Consider the following 5945-nt stretch of genomic DNA (forward strand, 5'->3'; position numbering starts at 1 on the left):
GGGGTGCCACCTCAGCGTGAGGTGGCACCCTCTCCGCGTGCCCGCCCGGTTTCGTCCGGGGCCCGCGCTCGGGGCTGCCTCGCGGCGCTCATGCTACGCGCGTAACTTTTTCTTGCGATTGCGGGAACTACGCGCGTAGCGTACGCAGGGGCCCCGACCTGGGCTTTTCCTCCACGGGCACGCTGTGTAGCAGGATCCCTGGCGGCTCCTCACCTCGTCTCGATGTCCTGTTGTCCGTTGATAGGACTGTATGCTCCGCACAGCGACACACCCATCCGAATGATTCGCGTATTACCCGGTACTCTCACGCCACAAGCTGAGATTTTCAGGGGGCCTGCGTGATCAAACCGCAACACTGCGGAGGGTTGGAGCATCCGAATCGGTGACGGATAGTAGATGCGTTTGCTCGGAGACCGGTCCTGCGCGGGGGCGCGGCCGGACGGGCACCGCGGCGAGGAGACCCCACGGGTTGCCCGTCGCACTTCACTTCCGAAGTGGCTTTCAAGGAGGCAACCCATGCGCGGACTGACGCGCGTGAAGTGGCTCGCGGGCGCGGGCATCCTGGCGCTCGCGGCGACGGCGTGCGGCGGCGGCAACAGCGGCGGAGGCAGCTCCGGAGCGCCGGCCGGCTACTACACCGCCAGCAGCACGGAGCCGCAGAACCTGCTCCAGCCGGCCAACGCCAACGAGACCGGCGGTTTCTACCCGCTCTCGATGATGTTCCGCGGCCTGTACACCTACGACGCCAAGACCGGCGAGACCGTGCCGGCCGTCGCGGAGTCGATGGAGTCACCGGACAACGTCAACTGGACCGTCAAGCTCAAGACCGGCTGGACGTTCCACAACGGCGAGCCCGTCACGGCGAAATCGTTCGTCGACGCGTGGAACTGGGGCGCGCTGTCGACCAACAAGCAGATCAACACCACGTTCTTCCAGCCGATCGTCGGCTACGACCAGGTCCACCCCGAGAACGGGCAGCCCACCGCGCAGACCATGTCGGGTCTGAAGGTCGTCGACGACACCACCTTCACGATCCAACTGGCTTACCCGGTCTCGTCGTTCAAGGCGCAGATGGGCTACACCCCGTTCATGCCGCTGCCGCAGGAGTTCTACACGAACCCCGACAAGTACGGCCAGGCCCCGATCGGCAACGGGCCCTTCCAGCTCGACACCGCCAACGGCGGCTGGGACCGCAAGAAGTCCATCACCGTCAAGCGGTACGAGAACTACGCCGGCCAGGACAAGGCCAAGGCGGCAGGCGCCCGGCTCGTCTTCTACACGACCTACGACGCCGCGTACACCGCACTGCGCGACAACCGGCTCGACGTGATCGACCAGATCCCGACCTCGGCGGTCGGCAGCTTCCAGAACGACCTGGGCAACAGGGCCGTCGTGCAGCCCCAGTTGGCCATCCAGAAGATCGGCTTCCCGCTGTACGACGCCGGATGGGCCACGCCGGGAGCGGCGAAGGTGCGCCAGGGCCTGTCCATGGCGATCGACCGCGCAGGCATCACGAAGGCCCTCTACAAGGGCCAGGAGCAGCCGGCCGTCGACTGGCTCGCCCCCGGCGTCCCCGGCCACATGGACGTGTGCGGTGATGTCTGCACGTACAACCCCGAGCGCGCCAAGCAGCTCATTGCCGAGGGCGGCGGTATCCCCGGTGGCAAGCTGACCATCGCGACCAACGCGGACGGCCCGCACAAGGAATGGGTCACCGCGGTCTGCAACAGCATCAACCAGACGCTGGGCAGCCAGGCGTGCGAACCGAAGCTGTACGCGGAGTTCTCCGTCGCGCGCGAGGAGATCACCAACAAGCAGATGACCGGGGCGTACCGAACCGGCTGGAAGGCCGACTACCCGTTCCCGGACAACTTCCTGAACGACATCTACCGCACGGGTGCCGCGTCCAATGACGCCGGCTACTCGAATGCGGACTTCGACAACCTCGCGCAGCAGGCCCAGGGCGCGACCGACGAGGCGCAGGCGCTTCAGCTCTGGCAGGACGCCGCGAAGCAGCTCGCCCAGGACCTGCCCTCGATCCCGCTCTGGTACTACGTGACGAAGGCCGGTTCCTCGACCAACGTCTCGAACGTCTCGTTCGACGTGTTCGGCAACCCGGAGTTCACCGAGGTCACCGTCAACTGACCCACCGAGGCAGGCGGCCGGGCGCTCGTTCACCCGGCCGCCTCCCCGGACTCCGCTGCACCGTGCCGGCCGGCGCCGACAAGCAATGCGCGGCGCCGGCCGAAACGCGGCGGTCACGTGCCGAACCAGACCGCAGGAGGCTGGCATGGGGCGTTACGTCATCCGACGACTGCTCCAGATGATCCCGGTGTTCATCGGGACCACGTTCTTGATCTATTTCATGGTCTACCAGCTCGGTGGGGACCCGATCGCCGCGATGTNATGGGGCGTTACGTCATCCGACGACTGCTCCAGATGATCCCGGTGTTCATCGGGACCACGTTCTTGATCTATTTCATGGTCTACCAGCTCGGTGGGGACCCGATCGCCGCGATGTTCGGCGACAAGGCCGCCGACCCGGCGTTCGTGAGACAGATGCGCGAGGAGTACCACCTGAACGATCCCTTGATCGTCCAGTACTGGCACTACCTCACCGGCCTGTTCCAGGGCGACTTCGGCACCAGCTTCAGCGGCATCCCCGTCGCCGACGAGCTGGAGCGCGCGTTCCCCATCTCGATCCGCCTGGCGTTGATCGCGTTCGCCATCGAGATCGTGATCGGCATCGGCGCGGGCCTCCTCGCCGGCCTGCGGCGCGGCAAGTTGATCGACTCGGTCGTGCTGGTCACCACCTTGATCGTGATCTCGATCCCGGTCTTCGTCCTCGGCTACCTGTTCCAGTACTTCCTGGGCACGGAGTGGGGCCTGTTCCCGTCGACGGCGACGCCGGGCGATCCGACGTGGAGCGACCTCGTTCTGCCCGGCATCGTGCTCGGTTCGCTGTCGCTCGCGTTCGTGGCACGCCTGACGCGAACGAGCATCGCGGAGAACCTGCGTGCCGACTACGTGCGTACGGCGACCGCGAAGGGACTGCCGCGCCGCCGCGTCGTCACCGTGCACCTGTTGCGCAACTCGCTGATCCCGGTGGTGACGTTCCTCGGGGCCGACCTCGGTGCGCTGATGGCCGGGGCCATCGTCACCGAGGGCATCTTCAACGTCGACGGAGTGGGCCGGCTGATCTACCTGGCCGTCACCAAGCACGAGAACGCCACGGTGGTCGGCGCGGTCGCCGCCCTGGTCATCGTCTACCTGGTGATGAACCTGATCGTCGACCTCCTGTACGCCGTCCTGGACCCGAGGATCCGGTATGCCTGACCACGAACCGCAGCACGACCCGAGGCGCGAGAAGCTGCCCGTCCGCAGCCAGGAACAGCCGCAGTTCGGCTCCCAGGAGAACCCCACGCTCTTTCTCGCGGACGCCGAGGGCACCACCACGATCGAGAAGGTCGACGAGTACGGCGCGCCCGACGTCCTGCCGGCGGAAGCGGAAACCGACAAGCCGCGCGGCTCGTGGGCCGAGGCGTGGCGCGAATTGCGGCGCAGCCCCAGGTTCTACATCTCCGCGGTCATCCTGCTGCTGCTGATCGTCATGGCCTGCTTCCCCGGCTGGTTCACCGATCAGGACCCGAGGTTCTGCCCGATCGCGCAAACCGACCTGGGGCCGTCGGGCGGCCACTGGTTCGGCACCAACACCCAGGGCTGCGACATCTACGCGCGGACCATCTACGGCGCACGCGCGTCGATCATCGTGGGTGTCGCGACGACGGCCGTCATCGTCGTGCTCGGCGGGGTCGTGGGCGCGGTCGCCGGATACTTCGGCGGGTGGCTCGACTCGGTCCTGGCCCGCGTCACCGACATCTTCTTCGGCATCCCGCTGCTGCTCGCCGCGCTGGTGTTCATGAGCGCGTTCGAGGACCGCACGGTGTGGACGGTGGTCGCGGCGCTCGGCATCTTCGGCTGGATGCAGACGGCCCGCATCATGCGCGGCTCGGTGATCACCGTGAAGTCGTCCGACTACGTGGTCGCCGCACGGGCGTTGGGGGCCGGCACCGGACGCGTCCTGATGCGGCACGTGCTGCCCAACGCGGTCGCGCCGGTCATCGTCGTCGCGACGATCTCGCTCGGCACGTTCATCTCGACGGAGGCGACGCTGTCGTTCCTCGGCATCGGCCTGCCGCTCACCGAGGTGTCGTGGGGCGCCGACATCAGCACCGCGACCAACGTGATCCGCGACTCGCCGTACCAGTTGTTCTTCCCGTCGCTGTTCCTGTCCGTGACGGTGCTCAGCTTCATCCTGTTGGGCGACGCGGTCCGCGACGCCCTCGACCCGAAGCTCCGCTGACGGGGGAGGGGACCACACACATGAGCACGAACCAATTGACCGATCCGCAGCACGCGGAGACCCTGCCCGGCGCGCCGCTTCTCGAAGTCGACGACCTCTACGTGGAGTTCCGCACGCGCGACGGCGTCGCCAAGGCGATCAACGGCGTGTCGTACTCGGTGAACGCCGGTGAGACGCTTGCGGTGCTCGGCGAGTCCGGGTCCGGCAAGTCGGTGACCGCGCAGACCGTCATGGGCATCCTCGACATGCCTCCTGGGGTGATCACCGGCGGCGAAGTCCGGTTCCACGGCCGGGACATGCTGAAGATGAGCAGGGAAGAGCGCCGGAGGATCCGGGGCCGGAAGATCGCGATGATCTTCCAGGACGCGCTGTCCGCGCTGAACCCGGTCTACTCGGTCGGCTTCCAACTCGCCGAGATGTTCCGCGTCCACGAGGGCATGTCGCGCAGGGACGCCAAGGCGAAGGCCGTCGAGCTGATGGACCTCGTCAGGATCCCCGCCGCGAAGGAGCGGGTGAACGACTACCCGCACCAGTTCTCCGGCGGCATGCGCCAGCGCATCATGATCGCGATGGCGATGGCGCTGGACCCCGAGCTGATCATCGCCGACGAGCCGACCACAGCCCTCGACGTGACCGTGCAGGCCCAGGTCATGGACCTGCTCGCGGAGCTCCAGCGCGAACGCCACATGGGCCTGATCCTGATCACCCACGACCTCGGCGTGGTCGCCGACGTCGCGGACAAGATCGCGGTCATGTACGCGGGGCGCATCGTCGAGGAGGCGTCGGTGCACGAGCTGTACGCGAGCCCCGCACACCCGTACACCGAGGGCCTGCTCGCGTCGATCCCGCGCCTCGACCTCAAGGGGCAGGAACTGTACGCGATCAAGGGCCTGCCGCCGAACCTGATGCGTATTCCGCCCGGCTGCGCGTTCAACCCGCGTTGCCCGTACGCCCAGGACGTGTGCCGCACGGACGTCCCGCCGCTGTACGAGGTCGTCCCCGGCCGCCACAGCGCCTGCCACTTTGCCGGTCAGGTGCTCGAACACAGCGCGAACACGAAAAACGGAGGCTCGTGATGCCCCCTTCCGACGAGCCGATCCTCGAAGTGAAGAACCTGGTCAAGCATTTCCCGCTGACCCAGGGGATCGTCTTCCGGCGCCAGGTCGGCGCGGTCCAGGCCGTCGACGGCGTCACCTTCGACCTGGGGCGCGGCGAAACCCTCGGCCTGGTCGGGGAGTCGGGCTGCGGCAAGTCCACGGTCGCGAAGCTGCTGATGAACCTGGAGCGCGCGTCGTCGGGACAGGTCCTGTACAAGGGCGAGGACATCTCGAAGCTTTCCGGCCAGGCGCTCAAGGCGGTCCGCCGGAACATCCAGATGGTGTTCCAGGACCCGTACACCTCCCTGAACCCGCGCATGACCGTCGCGGACATCATCGGCGAGCCCTACGCGATCCACTCCGAGGCCGTGCCCAAGCAGGGCGTCAAGAAGCGGGTGCAGGAACTCCTCGAACTCGTCGGCCTGAATCCGGAGCACATCAACCGGTATCCGCACCAGTTCTCCGGCGGTCAGCGGCAACGGATC

General features: G+C 67.1%; 5 protein-coding genes. All 5 read left to right on the forward strand.

Annotated features, from left to right (window positions below; all coding sequences use genetic code 11):
* The first annotated feature begins 516 nt into the window (after window positions 1–516).
* On the forward strand, window positions 517–2145 hold the full coding sequence (locus tag ACRX5W_RS33075) for a peptide ABC transporter substrate-binding protein (protein ID WP_436792096.1): 1629 nt from the start codon (window positions 517–519) through the stop codon (window positions 2143–2145).
* A gap of 261 nt (window positions 2146–2406) precedes the next feature.
* Window positions 2407–3336: an ABC transporter permease gene (locus ACRX5W_RS33080; RefSeq protein WP_436792097.1), complete on the forward strand. Its 930-nt coding sequence runs from the start codon at window positions 2407–2409 to the stop codon at window positions 3334–3336.
* The gene (locus ACRX5W_RS33085; RefSeq protein WP_436792098.1) at window positions 3329–4363 is read left to right on the forward strand and encodes an ABC transporter permease; all 1035 of its coding nucleotides are present in this window, start codon (window positions 3329–3331) and stop codon (window positions 4361–4363) included. The genes ACRX5W_RS33080 and ACRX5W_RS33085 overlap by 8 nt, the downstream gene beginning before the upstream one ends.
* 20 nt (window positions 4364–4383) lie before the next feature.
* Window positions 4384–5439, forward strand: a complete 1056-nt coding sequence (locus ACRX5W_RS33090; protein WP_436792099.1) for an ABC transporter ATP-binding protein — start codon at window positions 4384–4386, stop codon at window positions 5437–5439.
* The coding region (locus ACRX5W_RS33095; RefSeq protein ID WP_436792100.1) for an ATP-binding cassette domain-containing protein at window positions 5439–5945 on the forward strand (507 nt) is incomplete at its 3' end. The genes ACRX5W_RS33090 and ACRX5W_RS33095, both read left to right, overlap by 1 nt.

Source organism: Yinghuangia sp. YIM S10712 (assembly GCF_051388935.1).
In the GTDB taxonomy this organism is placed as follows: Bacteria; Actinomycetota; Actinomycetes; order Streptomycetales; family Streptomycetaceae; genus Yinghuangia.